The sequence below is a fragment of the Dyella acidisoli genome, from assembly GCF_030160295.1.
Lineage (GTDB): Bacteria > Pseudomonadota > Gammaproteobacteria > Xanthomonadales > Rhodanobacteraceae > Dyella_B > Dyella_B acidisoli.
The window spans coordinates 428,398-449,262 of record NZ_BSOB01000046.1; the positions used below are offsets into that span (position 1 = coordinate 428,398).

The window sequence follows — 20,865 nt, forward strand, 5'->3', positions numbered from 1 at the left end:
CACAGCCACCTCAGCCGGTCATGCCGCAACACCAACTCAAGCAACCCATCGGACCTTTTGCGCTGACACGCACGCTTGCGTGGCTGCGCCTGTGCGCCATCGCCGGTCAGAGCATGGCGGTAATGGTGTGCTCCTGGTGGATGCACATCGACATTCCCACGCTGTCGCTGCTGCTCGGCATCGACCTGCTCGCCGTATTCGCAGTGTTTGCCGCGTGGCGGATCAGTCAGCCCTGGCCGGTGCGCGAATGGGAGGCGGTGTGTCATATCGTCGCGGACACACTGGTGCTGAGTTACTTGCTCTACTTCACTGGCGGCGCCAGGAATCCATTCGTCACGTTGCTGCTAGTACCTATCGCGCTCAGTGCCGCAGCCTTGTCAGTACGCGCCATTCTCGCCGTGGCTGCCGCTGCCGGCGCGGCGTACTTCGTGCTGTTGCTTTGGTTTGTGCCATTGCCGATGAATGAGCTGACGGCCAACGATCATGGCTTCTCGCTGCACGTAGCAGGCATGGGCGTGAACTTCGGCATTACTGCCCTACTGCTTGGCTTCTTCATCAACAGGCTGGCGACTGCGGTGCGCCAGCAGCAACAGGAAGTGCAGCGCGTGCGTGAGCGTGCCTTGCGCGACGAAGGCATCATGGCCATCGCTACACAAGCTGCCGGCGCAGCGCATGAACTGAACACGCCGCTTTCGACCATGCGTACGCTGTTACCGGAACTGCGGCGCGAACATGCCGCCGATGCGACGCTGGACGAAGACCTGGCCTTGCTGGAAGGCCAAGTGGAACGCTGCCGCACCATCCTTCGTGAGATGGTCGCCTTCGGCAAGACACAGCTGTCGCAGGAGTTCGAACGGATCACGCTATCGACTTTCATCCATGGCTGCCTCAAGCGCTTCCAGCTCCTGCGCCCGGAAGCGGAGCTGGAACTGCGCGTGGTGCCACAACTCGATCAGCTTGTGCTTCGCACACCGCCGGGCCTGCGCCATGCCTTGCTCAATCTTCTGAATAACGCGGTCGACGCTTCCGCATTGCGCGACTCAAACAGCGTCACGCTCGAAGTGCGCCGCGACGGAGAGTGGCTTGATTGGATCGTCAGCGACCGCGGCCCGGGCTTCGCCCCCACTGGCGTTCGCGCGGCGCTTGGCGAGAGCGGCAAGCAGAGCGGCCTTGGTATTGGCCTGGCGCTGGCCGAAGCCACCGCCGAAAGGCTGTCTGGCGAACTGATCACCAGGAACACCGAAAACGGCGCGGAAATGTGTCTGCGGCTGCCCTTGTCGACCATCGCCGAGGGTGCGTAGGGCACATTTGTGATGAGCCTGCGTGGCTTTGCCTAGTTCTTGAGATATCCAAACGCGCACACAGGCCTGCTTATCCGGCAAAATAGTCCGGTAAATTCGAGCAGAAGCGGCACATGAATCACCCCATCCCCACCGGCGGCACGCGTCCATTGTTGATCGTGGACGACGACGCCACCTTTGTACGTGTACTCACCCGAGCACTAACCTCGCGCGGTTTCGAAGTGATCACCGCCGGCAACGCCGACGAAGCACGCGCGCTGTCGCAACGTCATCAGCCTCGCCATTGCGTGCTGGATCTGAAACTAGGCGAAGAAAATGGTTTGCGCCTGATCCCGGAATTGCGCGAGTTGGTTCCCGACTTACGCATCCTGCTGCTGACCGGCTACGCCTCCATCGCTACGGCTGTCGAAGCCATCAAGCGCGGCGCGCATGATTACCTCGCCAAGCCGGTCGACGCCGATGCCGTGGTACGAGCGTTGCTCGAAGGAGGCGACACGGTGCCCCAAGGCGAAGACGAGGTCATCGACGCCCCCGAAGCTCCGCTTGCACTACGTCGCCTTGAGTGGGAACACATCCAGCGCGTGCTTACGGAATGCGACGGCAATATTTCCGAAACCGCGCGGCGCCTGGGCATGCATCGCCGCACGCTGCAGCGTAAGTTGAGCAAACACCCAGTGCGCGAGCGACCGAACCAGGGTAGTTAAACGACCCAAGGCTGCGCTATTGCACGCTGATCGCGTCGAGTGCAATACGCAGCTTTGCCGTTGGGGTACCGGGCCGCAATTCCAATTTGCGAAAATAGCCTTCACCAGTGACGCCTGGCACCTCGAACACCCACGTGCGGCAGCCATCATTCGCCATATGGCAACTGCCGACGCGCTTGCCATCAGACCACGCTTCCAACTCCATCGCCATCGACTTTCCGGTGTTCGCGCGATGAAGATTGATTTGCACATTCAACGGCCGCTGTGTGTCGGAGCCATCCGGAACGAACAAGGTCGCCCTATCGTCAAGGCTCATGACACCCTCACCCGTCGCATCCCATCCTTCGGCCACCAACAAACGTCCGTGGCTCGTTTGGGTGAAATCACTCTGAAACGGCAAATTAAACGGCGATGTTGACGCCGTCGCACGCAGATCGATAGCTGAAGACGGCAACGGCGCAGTCCATGCGGGAGCCAGCACGTTCTTGCCATCCAACTGGAACAAGGCGGCACGTGACGCAGGTATGGCGCGTGCTACGGCAAGCTCACGGTCATCCAGCAGGTAAAGTGTGCGTGTGTCCAGATTGCCGCTCAACAGCGCAGTTTGCTGATCGTTGTAGAGCACATGAAATTTGTCCATGTCGATACGCGCCAGTTGCACGGCATCGAAGCCCATGCGCTGGCTGTTCGCATAAAACGCAAGTTGCTCCCAGCCAGAAGGCTTCGCAAGCGGCACGACTCTAAGCGTGGTATAGCGCTGCCCTGCCGTATCCCAGAAAGCGCCATGCAAACCCGGCACCGAATCATTGCGCGCTCGCGCCGCCAACGTTGCATGCAAATTGGCGAAGCCGGGCGCAATATCCAAACACTGCAGAACGATTGCCCCGAACAACACGGCGATTTGCCAGCGCACGGAACACGATTGCAGCAGCACGAATAAGGACGCTACCAGCACGACGTAGTAGCTAGCCCAGAACAAGCGCCCGGTGGATTGCAGCGGCACGCGGGAAAGTGCAGCCCACCATTTCTCCGGCAACGGCATATGCCATTGCAGGCTGCCGATGCCGACATTGCAAGTCACAGCGGCTATCGCCAGCAACAATGCCATCCATAAGAGCGGGCCAGGTATGCGTCGAGTGCGTAAAGCGCGCCGGCGAGCCATCGTTATCACAGCAGCCGACAGGATCAACACCAAGCCGCCCAGGCCGAAATAATTGAAGCCCTCGTATTCGCCTGTAGCCTCGGGAAAATTCAATCCTAGATGCGACCAGCCAGCTCCATTGAAAGGCGCCAGCACGTTCATCTTGTAATAGCCGAAACCTTCGGCCTGCGCGCCGTGGCCTGACACCATGAACAATCCGGCTATCCAGGCGGCGAATACAGCAACAGCGACAACAGAAAGCAGCTCGGACAAAAGCGTTTTGATGCGCGCGTTTGCCGCGTCTGGCCCAGATACACGAAAACGCTGCACCACATCTGCCAGCCAGATCGCCCCAGCCATGGCGAAGAGATAGGCATGCACCGTTATCGCCACAGCCAGCAACAACCCCCAATAGAGCGCTTGGCGCCTGCGATCGGGGCGAAGGCAAAGATAGACCGCGGCAAGCACGATCCAATGGCCAACCAGCGCCATATGCCCGCCAAGCCGCAACAACATCGGCGGTGCGAATACGAAGAACGGCACCCCCAACGCTTTCACCACCGGGTTCTGCGTCGCCAAGCCGAGCAGGCGCCATGCAAACCATGCTTGCAGTACGAAGCAGGCTAGAACCCACAGACCAAAGTATTGGAACGGCTCAGGCAGCCACGATGCCCATGGCTTGAGCAACATCGCCAGCAACGGAATGGAATCGGAGTAGTAAACCGAGGTATGCAGCCCTGCGCCATAAAGCGAATTGGCTCCGGGCGGCCAACCCCATGGGGCATGGCGGTAAAACGCCCAGCCTAGATAGCTCTGCGCGAGGTCACCGTGCGTAAGCCAGTTGACGTTGCCGGGGGCCAGCATCGCACTGCCTGTGATGAGCAGACAGGCCACCACGCCAATCAGGACGGGCATCAGCCACGAATCAAGAGTGCGAGATATCCATCCTGTCCTGTACGCCACGCGCATAACCGCTTTGATGAGGGCGCAAGAGCATTGCACATCGGGAAGGTGGACAACACTTCCGTCATTGCGCCGCTGCGCCAGGCCTTACTCCGTCGAAGATGGCTCCGCTGGCGACGGCTGATGATTCGACGGATCCGGTTCATCGTCGTAGATCGCCACATGCGGTACGCCGTCCGCACCGATCCAGCCACGAAACATACCGTCGGTATTGAACGGCATCGCGATGTTGCCATCCGAATCCAGCGCAATGGCACCGCCATTGCCGCCCATGGATGGAATTTCCTGGTTGATCACTTCGGCAGCGGCGCGCTGTACCGGTTCATCCAGCATCGACACCTTCATGCAGATTTCGTGCGCCGCCACGGTGCGCATGTAGAACTCACCCCAACCGGTGCCTGATACGGCGCACTGCGCATTCGCATAAGTGCCGGCGCCGATGATTGGCGAATCACCTATGCGCCCCCAGCGCTTGTCGGTCATACCACCGGTGGACGTGCCCGCAGCAAGGCGACCCTGGCTATCGAGCGCTACCGCGCCGACGGTGCCGAAATGCTTGGTTATATCTGCACTCGCACGCGCTGGGTCGTTGTGCGGCTTCTTTTCGCTGTCTTCCTTCAATGCTTTCTGTAGCTGCTGCCAGCGTTCCTCGGTACGAAAGTAGGAAGGATCGACCAGCGCGACGCCCTGCTCCTTCGCAAACGCTTCCGCGCCTTCGCCAACCAGCATGACATGCGGCGAATGGTCCATGACCGCACGTGCCAACAGAATGGGATTCTTCACCCGGTGCAAGCCCGCCACCGAACCCGCGCGCAAGCTCTCGCCATCCATCACCGCGGCGTCCATCTCATTCTTGCCGTCATGCGTGAACACCGAACCTTTGCCGGCATTAAACTCGGAATCGTCCTCCAGGGCGACGATGGCCGTCGTCACTGCATCCATCGCAGACTTGCCGGCCCTGAGCTGGGCATAGCCATCTTGTAGTGCCTTGGCCATCGCAGCGCGCACCGCCTTTTCCTTGGCTGGACTCATGTCGCGCTTGATCACGCCGGCGCCACCGTGGATCACCAGTACTGGCGTGGTGGCATGCGTCATGGCGGCGATTCCCAAGGCAGTAAGCGCAACAGACAGACAAAACGGCTTCACGTCGCACCTCTCGCGGTATGGGCCGAGTATAGCCAGCCGTCATGACGTGCTCAGCCGTATGGCACATTGATGACACTCAAAGCCGCATCTTTCGACCTTCGTACAACATGTCCCGTCGTCGATCCGTCGTATCCTAGGGAGCTAATTCCCCCCGCAAGAAAGGCATCCTCATGGAAAAGGTTTATGCAAGCGCAACCAAGGCTCTCGACGGTCTGCTGTTTGATGGCATGACCATTGCTGCAGGCGGCTTTGGTCTTTGCGGCATTCCCGAGAACCTGATCGGCGCCCTGCTCGCCGCCGGTACAAAAGGTTTGACCATCGTCGGCAATAACGCTGGCGTGGATGATTTCGGCATGGGTCCGCTGTTGAAAACACGCCAGGTCAAGCGCGTCTATGCGTCCTATGTAGGAGAGAACAAGGAATTTGAGCGCCAGGTACTGGCCGGCGAGTTGGAATTGCACCTGGTGCCGCAAGGCACGTTGGCGGAAAAGCTGCGCGCTGGGGGTGCTGGCATTCCGGGGTTCTATACACGTACGGCGTTCGGCACCAAGCTGGCCGAGGGTAAGGAAACCAAGCGCTTCGGCGATAAGGAATACGTGCTGGAAGAGGCGATCCATGCCGACGTGTCGATCGTGAAGGCGTGGAAAGCCGACAAACTGGGCAACCTCGTATTCCGCAAGACAGCGCGCAACTTCAATCCGATGATCGCCACCTGCGGCAAGGTGTGCGTGGCCGAAGTGGAAGAACTGGTGGAAGTGGGTGAATTGGAGCCGGATCAGATCCACGTGCCGGGCATCTATGTCGACCGCATCATCAAGGGCGAACACTACGAAAAGCGCATCGAGTTCCGCACCGTTGCCGGCGCCAACACCGGCAAGGAAAGCCCGATTCGTATGGCCATGGCACAGCGCGCAGCGAAGGAATTGCGCGACGGCTTCTACGTGAACCTGGGCATCGGCATTCCCACGCTGGTGGCCAACTTCATTCCGCCGGGCATGGATGTAACGCTGCAATCGGAGAACGGCCTGCTCGGCATCGGCCCGTTCCCGGACGACGCCCACGTTGATCCTGATTTGATCAATGCTGGTAAGCAGACCATCACTGCCCTGCCTGGCTCGAGCTATTTCTCCAGCGCCGAATCGTTCGCGATGATTCGCGGCGGGCATATCGACCTGTCGATTCTCGGCGGCCTGGAAGTGTCCTGCACCGGCGATCTCGCCAACTGGATGGTGCCGGGCAAGATGGTGAAGGGGCCGGGTGGTGCGATGGATCTGGTCAGCGGTGTCAAACGTGTCGTGGTGCTGATGGAACACACCGCGAAAGACGGTTCGCCGAAGATCAAGATGCAGTGCGATCTGCCACTCACCGGCCAGCAGGTGGTGGATCTGATCATCACCGATCTGTGCGTGTTCGAAGTGGCGAAGGGCAAGGGGCTGACGCTGATCGAACTGCAGGAAGGTGTGACGGTGGACGAGGTGAAGGCGAAGACGGGGTGCACGTTCGAGGTGAGTGCGTCACTGCGTTGACGCGCTTTACTCCCTCCCCTACTTCACGTGGGGGAGGGAGCCATTTGCGGCAAGCACGAGTTTGACGCTACGCAGAAACCGGCAACGGTTTCGGAAACCGGATCTCCGCCACATAGCGATTGCCGCCCTGCACATGCAGACTCAGCGGCCACGCAAAACGCTCGCTGATGCGTTGCGCGATGGCGTATTCAAAGCCTCGCTGTCCGGGAGCGGGCGGATGTTCCTGCTCACTACCCGCGATGGCGCTTACGCTCACCATACCGGGCGTCACCGTGACCTGCACGATGCCCTGTCCGGTGTATTGGCTGGCATGTCGAATCAGTTGCCAGCAAAGCACCGCGAATACGCGCGGCGAGCCATGCAGTGCGAATGAAGCCGGCTCTTCCAACTGCAGTTCGATCGGATGGCCGTGCAGCATCTCGCGCGCGTTGGCGAGTTCGTCGCGCAATATGTCGTTCACCACGAAATCCTGCTCGCCCTGGCCGTTGTCGGCTTCGCGCGCCAAGATCAGCAAGGCCTCCACCAGCGCTTCCATTTCCCGCGTGGCGCGACGAATGCGCTGCACGGAACGTTTGCCGAAATCGCTCAGGCCCGCTTCGTCCGACAGCATATCGGTGGACATCTTGATCACCGTGAGCGGGCTGCGCAGTTCGTGGCTGGCGTCGCGGGTGAAGTTGCGCTCGCGTTCGTTGTAACCGGCGATGCGGCTGGCGAAGGTGTGGAAACCGCGCGCCAAGGTAGCGATGTCGCTATCCGTTTGACGCAGGCGCTCGGGCTGGATGGCATCCAGATCGGGCTGCCCTTCTTTCCAGTTACCCACCCATTGCGCCAACGTGCTGACTTGCCGCCAAGCGCGCTCCGTAGCAAGCCAGGTCAGTGCGCTCACGATCACGATCAGCAGCAGCACCGCGGCCGCCGGCGCCACGTTGTAGTAACCCATCAGGCACGCCACCACCACCGCCACGAGTTGCATGCCGAAAATCAGCAGCAACCGGCGTTGAAAGCCGCCGCGCGCGGGCTCGTCGCGCGGCATCGGGGCACCCATTGTCGACATGCAAGTATCGGGTGGTTACGCAATATGACTGATGGGAGCGGTCGCCTCAGTCTCCAGATCGGCCAAGCGATAACCGGCCGAATGAATGGTGTGTAGCAAAGCCCGATCGAACGGTTTGTCGATCACCCGGCGCAAGTTGTAGAGATGCGAACGCAGGGTGTCGGAGTCGGGCAAGGTATCGCCCCAAATTTCCCGCTCGATATCGCGCCGGCTTACCACGCGCGGCGATTCGCGCATCAGGATCGCCAGCAGCTTCAGGCCAATCGGGGAAACGGTCAGCTCCTGCCCAGCCCGGGTCAGGCGCAGGGTGGCGGTGTCCAGGGTCATGTCGCCCACGGTCAGCACTTCGCTGGATACCTGGCGGCGGTCACGGCGGATCAGGGCGCGCAGGCGCGCCTCCAGTTCGCGTACCTCGAAAGGCTTCACCAGGTAGTCGTCGGCGCCGGCTTCCAGGCCGATCAGTTTGTCTTCCAGAGTGTCGCGCGCCGTCAGCATCAGCACGGGGGTGGATTTCTTGGCGTCTCCGCGCAGCTTGCGACATACGTCCAGGCCGTCGATGCCCGGAAGCATCAAATCCAGCACCACCACGTCGTAACTATTGGACACCGCCAGATGTAAACCGCTCACACCATCTTGAGCAAAATCAACGGAATAGCCTCGGCGCTCCAGAAACTCGCCCACCATTTCCGCGATCTGACGGTTGTCTTCCACTAGCAGGATCAGCCCTGCATGCTCGTCACGTGAACTCATGATTCGCCTCGTCGCCGTTACGGTCTTCACATTTGTGAAGACTAACGTTCGGGGTAGTAAGACCGATGTGAAATTCTTTCGACGAATATGTGGTGATGATCCCGTTGCGGTTTGTTCAGGGAGCTATTTGAGCTTATGGAACAGGCTCTTACAGCAGCGGCTTGAGCGTCGGCCATACGTTGTCCAACACCATCGGCTCTCCGGCCGCCACCGGATGCAGACCATCCTCCTGCATCAATGCCGGATTCAAAGCCACGCCATCCAGCAGAAACGGTACCAGCGCGGCGTGCTTTTCCCGGGCGAGATCGGCATAGACCGCACGCAAGCCGTCGCGGTATTGCGGCCCGTAATTCACCGGCATTTCGATACCGAGCAGCAGCACTTTGGCGCCTGCGTGCTGGGCCGCATCGATCATCGCGGCCAGATGAGTGCGCAAATCCGTCAACGGCAGACCGCGCAATCCATCGTTGGCGCCCAGCTCGATCACCACTACACGCGGGTGGTATTGCGCCAGCAGCGCTGGCAGCCGGTTGCGCCCGCTCACCGACGTTTCGCCGCTGATGCTGGCATTGATCACCGTCCAGCCCGGCTCCATCTGTTTGAGACGTACTTCCAGCAGATGCACCCAGCCTGCTTCTACCGGAATGTTGTGCGCGGCGGATAGCGAATCGCCCAGCACGAGCAAATTTTTCGCGGAAACGTTCGGCGTAGACGCCGCCTGCACCACCCCGATACCGAACAACAGCACGAACAGATATAGGAAACGACGCATGAGTGGTGGTTCTCGTCCGGTAGTTGAAAGATCGGGGCTTGAAAAGCATGTTCTCGAAGTTCGCGATGTTAGCAAGTCGGTGAACGGTCCCGAGGGAAGGCTGGATATCCTCAACAACGTAGCCATGCAGGTGAGCGCGGGCGAAAGCTTCGCCATCGTCGGCGCTTCCGGCTCTGGCAAAACCACCCTGCTCGGCCTGCTCGCCGGACTGGACACACCCACCAGCGGCAGCATCCATCTGGACGGCCATGCGCTGGAGCAGCTCGATGAAGAAGCGCGCGCAGACTTACGTCGGCGCCTGGTCGGCTTCGTGTTCCAGTCGTTCCATCTGCTGCCAGCTTTGACCGCCGAACAGAACGTCATGCTGCCACTGGAATTGGAAGGCCATGCTGATGCACGTGAACGCGCACGTGCTGCGCTGGATGCGGTCGAGCTCGGCACGCGGCGCAAGCACTATCCCGCGCAACTTTCCGGCGGCGAGCAACAGCGCGTGGCCATCGCGCGCGCCTTCGTGCATGGACCACGCGTACTTTTCGCGGATGAGCCTACGGGCAATCTGGATCGACGCACCGGACGACATGTGTGCGATCTGTTGTTCGCGCTAAATCGCGATCATCACACGACCTTGATACTTGTCACGCACGATATGCAATTGGCGGAACGATGCATGCGGCGCGCGGAACTGCAGGAAGGTCACTTAGAGTCGCTATCATGAGAATTCTGTTGCTAGCCTTGCGCAGCCTGCGGCGCGAATGGCATCTGCCGGAACTGCGCACGCTCGCGGCGTCGTTGGTGCTAGCGGTGGTGGCGCTCGGTGTCGTGGCCACGCTTGCCACGCGCATGGAACGCGGCGTGCTTGCCAGCGCCGCCGAACTTATCGGTGGTGATGTAGGTGTTTCGGCACCGCAGAACATCCCAGGCAAATTTGCCGTGGCCGGAAGCCAGCGCGGCTTGGCGGTCACCCAGACCGCCAGCTTTCCCAGCGTCGCCTTCGCGCAGCAGCAGAGTCAGCTGCTGGACGTGCTTGCTACCGACTCGGGCTATCCGCTACGCGGCACGTTGCTGATCGCTGATACGAATGGGCGGCAAGTCGTCAGTCATGGACCTGCAGCTGGAACGGTCTATCTCGATCACCGTGCGCTCGTGGCATTGGATCGTCATGTCGGTAATAGCGTGCAGTTGGGTGGCCGCGATCTGCGCATTGCCGGCGAATTGCTGCAACAACCGGACGGCGGCGAACTGGTGGCCATGGCGCCTCGCGCGCTGATGAACCTGGGCGATGCGCAGCAGGCGGGTCTGTTAAGCGTTGGCAGTCGCGCGCGACATAACGTGCTGTTGGCGGGCGAGCCCGCTGCCGTGCAAAGTTGGCGCGCGTGGGCGCAATCCACCACGCTGCCGCAAGGTGGCGAATTGATCACGCCGGAACAGACGCAGGAACGCATGCGCAGCGCATTCGATCGCGCCGGCTCGTTCTTGCGGCTGACGGCGCTGCTCTCTGCATTGCTCTCTGGTGTAGCCATCGCACTGGCATCGCAGCGCTACGCGCGCCGCAAAACCAGTGAAGTGTCGTTGTTGCGCGCGCTCGGCACATCACGTGCGCGAGTGTTTGGCTTGTTGCTCGGCACGATGGGTGGTCTCGCATTGCCAGCTGCTTTGCTCGGCGTGCTGCTGGCATTGCTTCTGGCGCAAGGTGCGTGGATGTTTGCCAGCCAGTTGTTCTCGGGTGTGCCGACGGTATTGCCGATACTGCCCGCCTTCGCCGCGGCCGGCATGGGCATCGCCGTACTGATCGGCTTTGCCTTGCCGCCACTGGTGCGGCTTGCCGATGTGCCGCCGGTGGCGGTGTTTCGCGCCAGCATGGCGCGGCGTATCCGACGCTTCGATGTGCTGTATCTCATTCCTGCCGTGGTGGCGTTGGCGCTGATCTGGAATCTCAGCGGCTCCGCCAAACTTGCTGGCATCCTCGCGGTGAGTTTGCTGGGCGTTGCGCTGTTCGCCGCCCTGCTGGCGGCGTTGCTGCTGTGGACGGTGCGACGCATTGCACCCGGTGGACATCCAGCGCTGCGGCTGGGCATGGCGGCGCTGGCGCGTCGCCGTGGCTTGAGCATCGTGCAGGCGACTGCACTGAGCATGGGCCTTACCGCGCTTCTGCTGCTCGCTGTAGTAGCGCCTGCATTGCTCGATGGCTGGCGCAAGGAATTGCCCACCGATACGCCGAACTGGTTCGTGCTCAACCTGCAGGACGATCAGCGCGACGGTTTCAACAAGGCACTCGCAAGCCTCGACGCCAATCAGCTCAACATGATGCCGCTGGCAGTCGGCAAGCTCACTGCCATCAACGGCCATCCAATCGACACCCTGACATTCAAGGACGAACGCGCGAAAGAGTGGAGCGATCGCCAGTTGCGCCTGTCGTGGGCGAACGATCTGCCTCCATCCAACACAGTGGTCGCTGGCCAATGGTTTGCGCCGCAGCCAGCACAGGCCGAGGTGTCGGTGGATACGATGTGGCGCGACATGTATGCGCTGAAACTCGGCGACATCATGCGCTTCGATGTAGGCGAGGGTCAGATCGACGCCAAAATCACCAGTTTCCGGCATGTGGATTGGACATCTTTCCGCGTGAACTTCTTCCTGCTGATGGATCCGACGCACGCAAACACGCTGCCGCATACCTGGCTGGCCAGTTTCTATTTGCCGCGCGGCCATACCGAAGCCCTGGCTGCGGTTTCCCGCAACTACTCCAACTTGAGCCTGGTGGATGTGGATGCACTGCTCGATCGCGTGCGCGATATCGTGCAACGCGTAACAGGTGCTGTGCGTTGGGTGCTGGGTTTCAGCTTGCTGGCCGGCGCGCTGGTGCTGGCGGCAGCGCTGGCCACCAGCGGGCAGGAACGTCGACACGAAGCAGCCTTGCTGCGCACGTTGGGTGCACGCCGCGGTTTGCTGCGTATCGCCGCGGCATGCGAATTTGCCCTGCTCGGCTTGATTGCCGGCATTACCGCCGCATGCGGCTCGATGGTCGGTGGGTGGTGGCTGGGACGCAGCGTATTCCACATCAAGGATTTCATGCCGCAACCGGTGCCGCTTCTGCTGTCGGCACTCGCTGCGGCGATCGTGGTGATGCTGCTTGGTCTAGCCGGCACGCGGAAAGTCACGCATACGCCGCCGATGCGTTTGTTGCGCGCGGAATGATGCGTTATGCCCCCTCTCCCCTTCGGGGGAGAGGGCTGGGGTGAGGGGCCAACCTCGCCATGAAGTGACTGATACGCAAGATTGTCCCCTCAACCTAACCCTCTCCCCGAAGGGGAGAGGGAATAAATGCATGCGGTACGATGCGCCTTCCTTCCCGACAAGGACCGCACATGTACACGCTCTACTATTCCCCCGGCACCGCCAGCATGGTCGTCCATCTCGCCTTGCTGGAAATCGGCGCACCCTATCAGCTGAAGCTGGTGGACATCGACAACAAAGCGCAATACGACGCCGAGTATCTGAAGCTCAATCCTGGCGCCAAGGTACCGACGCTGCTAATCGATGGCCGAGCGGTGTACGAGTCGGGAGCACTGCTGATCATCCTGGCCGAGCGTCATCCGGAAGCGAAGTTGATCCCACCAGTGGGGACGCCCGAACGCGAGACGTGGTTGCAATGGACGGTATTCCTCAGCAACGCGCTGATGTCGACGTATCGGTTCTGGTTCTATCCGCAGGAACTCGGCCATCAGGAATCGCCGCCGGATATCCGCGCCGCCGTGCAACACAAGATCGAGGGAATCTGGGATCGCCTTGAAGCGCATCTCTCTGCGCATGGTCCCTACATGCTCGGCACCGATTTCTCCGGCGTGGATTTGATGCTCACCATGCTGATGCGTTGGTCGCGCAACATGCCGCGCCCGGCGACCGAATGGTCGGCGCTGAAACGATTGGCCGATAACGTGCGTGCGCGACCAAGCTGGAAGAAGTTGTATGAACTGGAAGGGCTGACGGAGTGGTGAGGCAGTTTTTCTCCCTCTCCCTCCCGGGGAGAGGGCTGGGGTGAGGAGTCAAGGCTTGCCTCAGGCTCCATAAAAGCCACGCTTCGATTTACTTGCACCGCAAGATTGTCCCCTCACCCTAACCCTCTCCCCGGAGGGGAGAGGGAACAGGAATATCGCGCATATCGACGATGACCTCGCAGACATCTACCACCCACACCTGGCTCGACCGTCTCAAGCACGAATGGCTGCTGCTGTTGTTCACTGCGCTTACCGTGCTGCTGGCCTTTGTCGATCCGCAACCGTGGGCGCGCTACCAACGTTGGCTGCAAGTACCCACCTTGTGCGGCTTGCTGGGGCTGATGATCGCGATTCAAGGCATTCGCGACAGCGGGCTGGTGCAACGCTTGGCGGGCATGCTGGTGGCACGCATGCATTCGCTGCGCGGCGTGGGCCTGGTGCTGGTGAGCATGACGGCGGTGTTGTCGATGGTGCTCACCAACGATGTGAGCCTGTTCCTGGTGGTGCCGCTGACGGTGGCGATCGGCGGCATGTCCAATTTGCCGATCCTGCGCTTGGCGGTGCTGGAAGCGCTGGCCGTCAACGCCGGCTCCACGCTCAGTCCGATCGGCAATCCGCAGAATCTGCTGATTTGGCAGCATGCGCAGATTCCTTTCCTGCAATTCGTCGGCAGCCTGCTGCCCGCGTCCGCAGTGATGTTCGTGATGGTCGCCGTGCTCACCTGGTTCTGGCTACCAAAAGAACGTGTGGAACTGCAGGCCGACAAGCTCGATGGGCACCCAATTTCGGTATCGCTGGCAGTGCTGTCCCTGGTCGCACTCGCCATGATGGTACTGATGATGGAACGCGGCTATGCACCGCTTGGTGCGCTGCTGTTGGTGATTCCCTTCGCCTCATTTTCCTGGCGCACGCTTCGGTGCATCGATGGGTGGCTGATGGCGACCTTCGCCGCGATCTTCCTGGGGCTTGGCCATTTCGCCGCGCTGCCGATCGTGGGCCATGCACTCGGCAAGATCGACTTCACCCAGCCACTGGCCCTTTATCTAGGCGGCATCGTGAGCTCACAGCTGATCAGCAATGTGCCGGCCACGGTGTTGCTGCTTGATCGCTCGCCGGATGCGATGGCGTTGGCCGTGGCGGTAAACGTAGGCGGCTTTGGCGTGGTAATCGGCTCGCTGGCGAACCTGATCGCACTCCGCTTGGCAAAACAGCCGCATGGCATGCGGCTGTTTCATGAAGTGTCGATTCCGTTTTTGCTGGTTTGCGCAGCGGTGGTTTATGTCGTGATGCGCTTGCTTGCCTGAGAGCTGAAGCGGCAGCGAATGACGATCAATCGTTGTCGTTCGGCACACTCACCTTGCCGCCAATCTCACTGTGCGTCACGTCACCGCTGCCCTTGGCGGCCACAACCAAATCGCCGCGCACGTCCTTGGCCGTTACATCGCCGGAACCGATGGTGTCCACGTGGACGCTGCCTCCCACATGCTCCAGGGTGACGTCGCCGGAACCAACGTTGCCAATATTGACGCCGTTGCGGACATTGCGCGCTTTCAGATCGCCCGAGCCCACCGAATCGGCACGCACGCTGCCCACGTCGGAAAGTTCAACATCGCCAGAACCCGTCGTCACGGAGACTTCGCCAGCGACATGATCGACATGCAGATCGCCCGAGCCGGTCTGCGCGTCGAGCTGCGCCAGCCCACTCACGTAGGCGTCGCCCGAGCCGGTATTGATACTGACGGGCATGTTGGCAGGCAGTTGCGCCTGCAGGTCCAGATAGGCGTAAGAAACACCAAAGACACGGACATTGAATGTGTTATGTGCGCCGATGTCGATGATGAGCTGATCGCCTTCGCGCCGCGAGGTGACTTGGAGGTTATCCAGCTCGGACTGCGAAGAAGCGCAGGCACGGCCATTGACTTGCAAGCCACTGGCGTTGCCGGTGCCTACCAGGTGCAAGTCCTGACTATGCAATTCGATCTGGACACGACGGATGCCGGCCAGGTCGTCGTGCAGAGTGCGGGGGGCACTGTAGCGACATTCCGAGGCGGCAGCGGTGAGGGGAAGCAAGGCCAGCAGGGCAAGTAGGTAACGCATACGAAAGCTCCGGAGGTGTTCGAATGCTTCAGATGCTTGAAGTGTGAAAAAGGTTGAAACGGGCAGATAGATGAAGATTACCGCTCTTCTGCCTTCGCCCGCTGCCAAAGCGCTTCCTGCTCCATCAGCTCCATCGACTCAAGTGTCTTGCCCGCTCCTGCCGCCAGCTGCTCCATGCGCCGAAAACGGCGCTCGAACTTGGCATTGGCGTGCTTCAACGCGCGCGCGAAATCGACCTTGGCGTGACGCGCCAGATTGACCGCCACGAACAGCACGTCGCCGATCTCATCTTCCAGTCGAGCGGGATCGGCGCCGGCTTCGAACTCGGCGTCAACTTCGGATAGCTCTTCATGCAGCTTGCCGATGACCGGGCGATGATCGGGCCAGTCGAAGCCGACCGTCGCCGCACGCTGCTGCAACTTCAGTGCGCGCTGCCATTCCGGCTGGCCGGGTGAAACACCGGCGAGCACACTGTCGTCGCTGTGCGCGCCTTTCGCAGCGCGCTCGCTGGCTTTGATCTCATCCCAGGCGCGCTTCTGCTCTTCCACGTCCGCGTAAGTGACGTCGCCGAACACGTGTGGATGTCGACGCAGCATTTTCTCGCTGATGGTGTGCGCTACATCGTCGAAATCGAATAGCCCTTGCTCTTTCGCCATCTGCGAGTGAAACACCACCTGCAACAGCAAATCACCCAGTTCATCGCGCAGGTCGTGCCAGTCCTTGCGATCGATGGCATCGGCGACTTCGTAGGCTTCCTCGACGGTATAGGGCGCTATGGTGCTGAAATCCTGCTGCACATCCCACGGACAACCGCGTTCCGGATCGCGTAGGCGCGCCATGATGGCGAGCAGGTCGGCGAGGCTTTGGCGTTTTTCAACCTTCATCGATATCTCTCATTGCCGTTGCCGGGGCGATGGAATCGATAGATTCACGGCAATCCCGCTTCGCGCAGGCGCGCGGGCCAATCGATGCCGGCATCGCCCACGGCGAGGAATTCTGGATTGATCAACGATTCCCCGCGGTTGTAATGCAGCGGTTTGCCGGAGAGATCGAGCACTGCACCACCGGCTTCTTCCAGCACGCATTGTGCAGCGGCGGTATCCCATTCGCTGGTCGGGCCACGGCGCAAGTACACATCCGCTGAGCCACGGGCAATCAGGCAAAACTTCAGCGAGGAGCCAAGCGCATGCAGTTGGTAATCCTCACCCAGCAGACGGCGCAGCGTCGCTTCCGACGAACCACCATGCGAGCGGCTGCCCGCGGCAACCGGTGGATTGGCCAGCGTGCGCGTGGAAATACGTTCCCACTCGGCATCGCGTTGCACTTGCCACCATGCGCCATGTCCGCGCGCGGCGACAAACAGTTCTCCCGTGACCGGTGCCAGCACCACGCCCAGCACGGGATCGCCGTTCTCGATCAAAGCGATGTTGACAGTGAATTCACCGTTGCGCTTGACGAATTCGCGCGTGCCGTCGAGGGGATCGACCAGCCAGTACCGCGACCATTCGCGACGTTGTTCCCACGGCAACTGGCTCGCTTCTTCCGAAACTACCGGCAACACGGGATCAAGCTGCGCCAAGCCGGAAGCGATGACTTTTTGCGCGGCCAGGTCAGCTGCCGTGAGCGGCGACCGATCGCTTTTCATCTCGACGTCGAAATCTTCGCGATAGACGACCATGATGGCGTCGCCGGCAAGTCGCGCCAGCGTGCCGACTTCGAGCAGCAGAGGATGATCGGGCATGATGCTCACTAGATGTGCAAACGTCCGGCAAGGTATTCGCGCGCAAGGAACAGCGCGGCGATGGAGCGGCCTTCGGTGACATCGTCCCGTGAGACCAGGGTGTGCAATTCGGCGAGTTTCCACGGCACGACTTCAAGCGGCTCGGGTTCGTCGCCCTGCAGTCGTTCGGGGTAAAGATCTTGTGCCAGCACCACGTGCGCCATGTGCGTCATGTACGACGGCGACAACGAGAGGTTGTGCAGGATCTTGAGCTTGCGCGCGCCGTAGCCGACTTCTTCCTTCAGCTCGCGATCCGCGCCCTGCTCCACCGTTTCGTCCTGGTCGAGCCGACCTTTGGGCAGGCCCAGTTCGTAACGGTCCACGCCGACGCCGTATTCGCGGACCAGCAGCACGGTTTCATCGTCCAGCATGGGCACGATGATGACCGCGCCCAGGCCCCGCCCTTTGAGCCGCTCATAGGTACGGTGCTGGCCGTTGGAGAATTCCAGATCCACCTGCTCCACATGCAGGAAGCTGCTGGTGGTGGTGTCGCGCGTGGCGTGGATGACGGGGTAGCGAGGCGGCATGGGAAGGGATTGTAACTGGCTTTTGCTCCCTCTCCCCGCCGGGGGAGAGGGCTGGGGTGAGGGGCAACCTTGCGCAATGTCTTGGGCAGCTCGGCTATCGACTGAAACGATTGAGCGCCTGCGCATGAATCGCCGGCGTACCGGCCAACACACTGCGGGTTTCCAGATTCAGCGACTTGCCTTCCAGATCAGTGAATACGCCACCCGCCTCGCGCACGATCACTGCCAGCGCAGCCACGTCGAGAATATTCACATCGGACTCGATCACCAGATCCAGCCCTCCGCGCGCAAGCAGGTGGTAATGGCAGAAATCGCCATAACCGCGGATGCGGTTGCTGTCGCGAATCATCTGGCCCAATGCCTGCCATCGCGCATCGCCCGTAAGCGTCTTGACGTTGCCGGTGGAGATGGACGCCTGCGCCATTTCAGTCGTTGCCGCCACGTGCACGCGCTCGCCGTTGAACCACGTGCCGCCGCCTGCATGAGCCCACATGGTTTCGCCATAGACCGGTGCACTCGATAAACCCAGCACCAGTTCCCCCCGATACATCAGCGCGATTTGAGTGGAGAAAAACGGCGTGCGGCGCACGAAGCTTTTGGTGCCATCCAGTGGATCGACCAACCAGAGCCATTCCGCGCTGTCGTTGTCGAGGCCGAACTCCTCACCGTAGATCGCCGCACCTGGCAGTGCCGGCGCAAGGATGGCGCGAATCGCCTGCTCGGCTTCGCGGTCGGCGATCGTCACCGGCGTAGCGTCGGATTTGATCTCCACATCGACGCCACGACGCCAGTAATGCCTAATCACCTCGGCGGCTGCGTCCGCCGCTTCGCGCGCGGCTTTCAGCGCCGCGCCCCATCGCTGTTCGTTCATCATTGCCTTGCCGCAGGACTCAGTTGTGCCAAACCACCACGATAGCGGAGTTCGAGCGTGCCGTCCGCTGCAGGTGTGCCCAGGCTGCGTAGCCAGCTCAGCACAGCGGGATCATCGTTGCGGGGAATAAGGCGAATTTGCAAATCCCAGCCCAAAGGGCTGAGAGATAGCCGTCCGGACGTCTGTACCGGGCCGCTGCCATTGTCGTTGAGCGTGCCCTGGATGGCGCCCGACTGGCCGGTGACTGCCAGCATCATCGTGCCCAAAGGAACTTCGCCTTGCGCGGTGCGGACTGAAGCCTGCCACCAGTTGCCGGTAGCATCGAGCTGCATCGGCCAAATGCCCTGTAACTGTGCCTGCGGCATCTGCACATCAAGCAGGCCTTGCGGCGCTCCGTGCAGCCACGGTTGCGTGCCGAGCATCGCCATATTCATATGCAGAGTGAGGTCACGCACGTCCATCTGTGTCGAGGAAGGACGATGTATCTGGGCCTTCAGCTGCAGCTGCGGCTGATGGAGGTCCACGCCTACGTGGATATCGCCGAGCAGGGCGCGATGAGAAAGCGTCCAATCGAGGCTACCGAGCGGCGGACCATTCGCAATCGACACTTGCTCAGCCCGGCCCTGCCACAGCGTTCCGCTGACTCCCTCCAAGTGCACGCCACGCAGCTGCGACTGCAACAAGGGCAAGGCCCAGCTTGCCGGAACGAACCATATCAGCGCACCTACAGCAAGCACACCTACCAGAAAAATCGACAACCAACGCTTCATCAGCCTTCCGTCAATGCTTGAGCCCTATCGCGGCTACCCCGATCATAGCCACATGAATCATCAACTCGACGCCAACGCCGCCCTCGCCCAGCGCGATCTCCGCCACATCTGGCACCCCTGCACCCAGATGCACGATCACGAATACGTACCGATGGTGCCGATTGTGCGAGGTGAAGGCGCGTGGCTGATCGACGCGGACGGGCGCCGCTATCTGGATGGCATCAGCTCCTGGTGGACCAATCTGTTCGGCCATGCCAATCCGCGTATCGCCGCGGCGCTGGCCGAACAGGCCCGCACGCTGGAGCACGTGATTTTTGCCGGTTTTACGCATCCGGTCGCGATCGAATTGGCCGAGCGGCTGGTGGACATCACGCCGCAAGGTTTGGAGAAGGTCTTCTTCGCCGACAACGGTTCGGCGGCCATCGAAGTGGCGCTGAAAATGAGCTTCCACTATTGGCTCAACCAGGGACATGGTGAAAAGACGCGATTCATTGCGCTCACCGGCAGTTATCACGGCGAAACGCTTGGTGCCTTGTCGGTCAGCGACGTAGCGCTGTACCGCAAGACCTATGCGCCCTTGCTGCTTACTCCGATACTCGCGCCCTCACCCGATATATACGAAGGTGAACCGGGCGAATCGCCCGAACAAATCGCCGCGCGCCGGTTGGAAACCATGCGCGAGCTGCTGGAGCGCCACGCGCAAGAAGCCTGCGCAGTAATCGTGGAGCCATTGGTGCAATGCGCTGGCGGCATGCGCATGTATCACCCGAGTTATCTCAGCGGCCTGCGTGCGTTGTGCGATCAGTATCACGTGCACCTCATCGCTGATGAAATCGCCGTGGGTTTCGGTCGCACCGGCACGATGTTCGCGTGCGAACAGGCCGCTATTGCGCCGGATTTCATGTGCCTGTCCAAGGGGCTGACTGGCGGCACCCTGCCGCTCTCCGCCGTGCTCACCACGCAGCGCATGTATGACGCCTTCTACGCCGAATACAGTGCAGGCAAAGCGTTTCTGCACTCGCACAGCTACACCGGCAATCCGCTTGCATGCCGAGCTGCGCTGGAAACCTTGAACATCTTTCGCGACGAACCGGTGCTGGAACATAACCGGACGCTAACTGCGCATCTTGCCAAGCGACTGGCACCACTACGCGAGCATCCAAACGTGGCTGACGTACGTCAGCACGGCATGATCGCTGCGGTGGAGTTGGTGGCTGACAAGGCAACGCGACGCGCGTTTCCTTCGGAGGAACGGCGCGGCTTGCGCGTCTATTTGCATGGACTGGAACACGGCGCGTTGCTGCGGCCGTTGGGCAACATCATCTACTTCATGCCGCCCTACGTGGTGAGCGAAGACGAGATTGATCATCTCGTGGATGTAGCTAGCGCAGGGATTGCGCGTGCGGTCGTAGCCTGATGCAAATGCCCCTCTCCATCTTCGGGAGAGGGGTTGGGGTGAGGGTGCGAT

General features: G+C 60.9%; 19 protein-coding genes. 8 read left to right on the forward strand and 11 right to left on the reverse strand.

Annotated features, from left to right (window positions below; genetic code table 11):
* Positions 1-20: 20 nt before the first annotated feature.
* Positions 21-1,301 carry an ATP-binding protein gene (locus QQJ86_RS18305; RefSeq protein WP_284322399.1) on the forward strand — a complete coding sequence of 427 codons (1,281 nt, stop codon included), beginning with the start codon at positions 21-23 and terminating at the stop codon, positions 1,299-1,301.
* Between the two features lie 113 nt (positions 1,302-1,414).
* A complete protein-coding gene (locus QQJ86_RS18310) occupies positions 1,415-2,005 on the forward strand; it encodes a response regulator transcription factor (protein WP_284322400.1) in 591 nt (196 codons plus the stop codon).
* A 16-nt stretch (positions 2,006-2,021) separates the two neighbouring features.
* Here QQJ86_RS18310 and QQJ86_RS18315 read toward each other — a convergent pair whose 3' ends face one another.
* Positions 2,022-4,061: a DUF6311 domain-containing protein gene (locus QQJ86_RS18315; protein WP_284322401.1), complete on the reverse strand. Its 2,040-nt coding sequence runs from the start codon at positions 4,059-4,061 to the stop codon at positions 2,022-2,024.
* Between the two features lie 135 nt (positions 4,062-4,196).
* Positions 4,197-5,204, reverse strand: a complete 1,008-nt coding sequence (locus QQJ86_RS18320) for an isoaspartyl peptidase/L-asparaginase family protein (RefSeq protein ID WP_284322402.1) — start codon at positions 5,202-5,204, stop codon at positions 4,197-4,199.
* A gap of 221 nt (positions 5,205-5,425) precedes the next feature.
* Between QQJ86_RS18320 and QQJ86_RS22760 the strand changes: the two genes are divergently transcribed.
* Positions 5,426-6,781 (forward strand): 3-oxoacid CoA-transferase, encoded by a 1,356-nt coding sequence (locus QQJ86_RS22760; protein ID WP_345782827.1) that lies wholly within the window; start codon positions 5,426-5,428, stop codon positions 6,779-6,781.
* 67 nt (positions 6,782-6,848) lie between these two features.
* Here the strand turns inward: QQJ86_RS22760 and QQJ86_RS18335 are convergent, their stop codons facing one another.
* From QQJ86_RS18335 to QQJ86_RS18345, 3 genes are all read right to left on the reverse strand, one after another.
* The gene (locus tag QQJ86_RS18335; protein WP_284322403.1) at positions 6,849-7,835 is read right to left on the reverse strand and encodes a sensor histidine kinase; all 987 of its coding nucleotides are present in this window, start codon (positions 7,833-7,835) and stop codon (positions 6,849-6,851) included.
* A 15-nt stretch (positions 7,836-7,850) separates the two neighbouring features.
* Positions 7,851-8,585 (reverse strand): response regulator transcription factor, encoded by a 735-nt coding sequence (locus QQJ86_RS18340; protein ID WP_284322404.1) that lies wholly within the window; start codon positions 8,583-8,585, stop codon positions 7,851-7,853.
* Between the two features lie 148 nt (positions 8,586-8,733).
* Positions 8,734-9,357 carry an arylesterase gene (locus QQJ86_RS18345; protein ID WP_284322405.1) on the reverse strand — a complete coding sequence of 208 codons (624 nt, stop codon included), beginning with the start codon at positions 9,355-9,357 and terminating at the stop codon, positions 8,734-8,736.
* Here QQJ86_RS18345 and QQJ86_RS18350 point away from each other — a divergent pair.
* The 4 genes from QQJ86_RS18350 (at position 9,356) to QQJ86_RS18365 (ending at position 14,656) form a co-directional block, all read left to right on the forward strand.
* Positions 9,356-10,072 carry an ABC transporter ATP-binding protein gene (locus tag QQJ86_RS18350; RefSeq protein WP_423372825.1) on the forward strand — a complete coding sequence of 239 codons (717 nt, stop codon included), beginning with the start codon at positions 9,356-9,358 and terminating at the stop codon, positions 10,070-10,072. The two genes, QQJ86_RS18345 and QQJ86_RS18350, sit on opposite strands and share 2 nt — an antisense overlap.
* On the forward strand, positions 10,069-12,552 hold the full coding sequence (locus tag QQJ86_RS18355) for an ABC transporter permease (protein WP_284322407.1): 2,484 nt from the start codon (positions 10,069-10,071) through the stop codon (positions 12,550-12,552). The genes QQJ86_RS18350 and QQJ86_RS18355 overlap by 4 nt, the downstream gene beginning before the upstream one ends.
* 170 nt (positions 12,553-12,722) lie before the next feature.
* Positions 12,723-13,352, forward strand: a complete 630-nt coding sequence (locus QQJ86_RS18360; RefSeq protein ID WP_284322408.1) for a glutathione S-transferase family protein — start codon at positions 12,723-12,725, stop codon at positions 13,350-13,352.
* A 170-nt stretch (positions 13,353-13,522) separates the two neighbouring features.
* Positions 13,523-14,656, forward strand: a complete 1,134-nt coding sequence (locus tag QQJ86_RS18365) for an SLC13 family permease (RefSeq protein WP_284322409.1) — start codon at positions 13,523-13,525, stop codon at positions 14,654-14,656.
* Between the two features lie 25 nt (positions 14,657-14,681).
* Here the strand turns inward: QQJ86_RS18365 and QQJ86_RS18370 are convergent, their stop codons facing one another.
* The 6 genes from QQJ86_RS18370 to gspN form a co-directional block, all read right to left on the reverse strand.
* Positions 14,682-15,449: a DUF4097 family beta strand repeat-containing protein gene (locus QQJ86_RS18370; protein ID WP_284322410.1), complete on the reverse strand. Its 768-nt coding sequence runs from the start codon at positions 15,447-15,449 to the stop codon at positions 14,682-14,684.
* 77 nt (positions 15,450-15,526) lie between these two features.
* The gene (gene mazG, locus QQJ86_RS18375; RefSeq protein ID WP_284322411.1) at positions 15,527-16,333 is read right to left on the reverse strand and encodes a nucleoside triphosphate pyrophosphohydrolase; all 807 of its coding nucleotides are present in this window, start codon (positions 16,331-16,333) and stop codon (positions 15,527-15,529) included.
* Positions 16,334-16,377: 44 nt separating this feature from the next.
* Positions 16,378-17,190, reverse strand: a complete 813-nt coding sequence (cysQ, locus tag QQJ86_RS18380; RefSeq protein ID WP_284322412.1) for a 3'(2'),5'-bisphosphate nucleotidase CysQ — start codon at positions 17,188-17,190, stop codon at positions 16,378-16,380.
* Positions 17,191-17,198: 8 nt separating this feature from the next.
* Positions 17,199-17,756 carry an ADP compounds hydrolase NudE gene (gene nudE / locus QQJ86_RS18385; protein ID WP_284322413.1) on the reverse strand — a complete coding sequence of 186 codons (558 nt, stop codon included), beginning with the start codon at positions 17,754-17,756 and terminating at the stop codon, positions 17,199-17,201.
* Between the two features lie 94 nt (positions 17,757-17,850).
* The gene (locus QQJ86_RS18390) at positions 17,851-18,627 is read right to left on the reverse strand and encodes an inositol monophosphatase family protein (protein ID WP_284322414.1); all 777 of its coding nucleotides are present in this window, start codon (positions 18,625-18,627) and stop codon (positions 17,851-17,853) included.
* Positions 18,627-19,397 (reverse strand): type II secretion system protein N, encoded by a 771-nt coding sequence (gene gspN / locus QQJ86_RS18395; RefSeq protein WP_284322415.1) that lies wholly within the window; start codon positions 19,395-19,397, stop codon positions 18,627-18,629. The genes QQJ86_RS18390 and gspN overlap by 1 nt, the downstream gene beginning before the upstream one ends.
* Positions 19,398-19,449: 52 nt before the next feature.
* Here gspN and QQJ86_RS18400 point away from each other — a divergent pair, with 52 nt between their 5' ends.
* Positions 19,450-20,814 (forward strand): adenosylmethionine--8-amino-7-oxononanoate transaminase, encoded by a 1,365-nt coding sequence (locus QQJ86_RS18400; protein WP_284322416.1) that lies wholly within the window; start codon positions 19,450-19,452, stop codon positions 20,812-20,814.
* Positions 20,815-20,865 lie beyond the last annotated feature (51 nt).